We start from the raw sequence: 2,460 nt of genomic DNA, 5'->3' as shown, positions 1-2,460 counted from the left end.
GTTCGCCGAGGCTGGTCGAGCTCGTCACATCGGCGAACAGGATCGTCACCACTCGCCGGTCCTCACCGGGGGGAGCGGGCTCGAGCTCTTCGAGCGCGGACCCGCACGCCGGGCAGAACCGAGCCTCGCGAGGCACCTCGGCCCCGCAGGTCGGACACGACGGGACGAGCGACGCCCCGCAGGAAGAGCAGAAGCGGGCGCCGTCGAGATTCTCGGCCCCACATGCCGCGCAGGTATTCACGGCGGCGAGTCTACGACCGCCTCCGGACACCGAGCCCGACGGATGCGTCCGATCGACGATCGGCCATCGCTTAGACTCCCGCGCATGAACGTGCCCGAGAAGCCGACGATCGACGGCCTCGAAGCGAAGTGGGGCGAGCAGTGGGAGACCGACGGCATCTACCGGTTCGATCGTTCGAAGACGCGAGACCAGGTCTTCGCGATCGACACCCCGCCGCCGACCGCGAGCGGCACGTTGCACGTCGGGTCGGTCTGCTCGTATACGCATACCGACCTCATCGCCCGCTTCCAGCGGATGCGGGGCAAGGTCCTCTTCTACCCGATGGGATGGGACGATAACGGCCTGCCCACGGAGCGCCGGGTCCAGAACTTCTTCGGCGTCCGGTGCGACCCCTCGGTGCCGTACGAGTCCGCCTTCGACCTCGACGCGCTCGACCGTTCCGGGGACGAGCCGGTGGCTGTCTCGCGTCCGAACTTCATCGATCTGTGCGAACGACTGACCGCCGAGGATGAGAAGGCGTTCGAGGGGCTGTTCCGCGTGCTCGGCCTGTCGGTGGACTGGAGCCAGACGTACCGAACCATCGACGCGCGCTCACGACGGGTCTCGCAGCGCGTGTTCCTTCGGCTCCTTCGTCGTGGGATCGCGTATCAGGCCGAAGCGCCGACGATGTGGGACGTCGACTTCCGGACGGCGGTCGCGCAGGCGGAGATCCAGGACCGAGAGGTGGACGGCCGGTACCACCGCATCCGATTCAACCTGGCCGACGGCTCCGGTTCGTTGGAGGTCGAGACCTCGAGACCCGAGCTCATCCCGGCCTGCGTCGCACTTGTCGTGAACCCGTCCGACGGCCGGTACCGGTCGCTGGTCGGCTCGACGGCCGTGACGCCGCTGTTCTCCGCCGAGGTCCCGATCGTCGCGCACGAACTGGCGGATCCCGAGAAGGGGACCGGTGTCGCGATGATCTGCACGTTCGGCGACGTCACCGACGTCACGTGGTGGCGAGAGCTGAAGCTCCCCACCCGAGTCGTTGTCCAGCGAGATGGCACGATCGCACCGCCGCGATGGGGGGAGCCCGGATGGAGGTCGCGGGACGTCGAGGCGGCTCGCCGGGCGCAGGAGGAGATCGCCGGCCTCACCTCGAAGCGGGCGCGCACGCGGATCGCCGAGCTCCTCGCCGGGTCGGGGGACCTGCTGGGGGAGCCGACGCCGGTGCGGCACGTGGTGAAGTTCTACGAGAACGGGCAGCGACCGCTCGAGGTGGTCGCCAGCCGGCAGTGGTTCGTGAAGACGATCGAGTTCCGCGACCGACTCCTCGAACGCGGGCGCGAACTGCGGTGGCACCCGCCGCACATGGGGGCACGGTACGCCTCTTGGGTCGAGGGCCTGAACGGGGATTGGGGTATCAGCCGGCAGCGGTTCTTCGGCGTTCCGATCCCGCTGTGGTATCCGCTCGACCACGATGGCGTGCCCGATCACGACCACCCGCTGGTCCCGAGCGAGGATCGGCTCCCGGTCGACCCGAGCACCGACGTCCCGGACGGGTACTCGGAGGATCGACGCGGCAAGCCGGATGGGTTCGTCGGAGACCCCGATGTCATGGACACGTGGGCCACCTCCTCCCAGACGCCGGAGATCGCCGGCGGGTGGGAGGAGGACGAGGACCTGTTCGGTCGCGTCTTCCCGATGGACCTTCGTCCGCAAGCCCACGACATCATCAGGACCTGGCTCTTCTACACCGTCCTGAAGGCCGAACTGGTCCACGGGAAGCTTCCGTGGACCGACGCCGCGATCAGCGGGTTCATCCTCGACCCCGATCGCAAGAAGATGTCGAAGTCCAAAGGGAACGTGGTCACGCCTATCGCCCTCCTCGAGCAGCACGGGGCTGACGCCGTCCGTTACTGGGCCGCGAGCGCACGACTCGGTCTGGATGCCGCCTTCAAAGAGGATCAGATCAAGATCGGACGACGGCTCGCGATCAAGATCCTGAACGCCTCACGCTTCACCCTGTCGCTCGAGGGTACCGAGGCCGAGATCGCGGACCCGCTCGACCGCTCGATGCTCGACCAGCTCTCCGGCGTCGTCGAGCAGGCGACGGTCGCGCTCGAAGGCTACGAGCACGCCCGGGCGCTCGAGCTCGTCGAGCGCTTCTTCTGGGGGTTCACGGACGACTACCTCGAGTTGGTGAAGGGACGCGCGTACGGCGGCCACGGCCCCGAGGC

The 2,460-nt window shown here is 68.1% G+C and carries 2 protein-coding genes; one reads left to right on the top strand and one right to left on the bottom strand.

Features of this window, described 5'->3' with window-relative positions:
• The coding region (locus VFI59_12045) for a zinc-ribbon domain-containing protein (protein ID HET6714426.1) at nt 1-241 on the bottom strand (241 nt) is incomplete at its 3' end.
• 84 nt (nt 242-325) lie between these two features.
• On the opposite strand from VFI59_12045, the gene valS reads away from it, so the two are divergent.
• Nucleotides 326-2,460: valine--tRNA ligase (gene valS, locus VFI59_12040; GenBank protein ID HET6714425.1), on the top strand; the 2,135-nt coding region annotated here is incomplete at its 3' end.

The sequence above is a fragment of the Actinomycetota bacterium genome (genome assembly GCA_035697485.1).
In the GTDB taxonomy this organism is placed as follows: domain Bacteria; phylum Actinomycetota; class UBA4738; order UBA4738; family HRBIN12; genus JAOUEA01.
The sequence above is the reverse complement of the archived record's forward strand: the minus strand, read 5'-3'. Positions and strand labels throughout refer to the sequence as shown.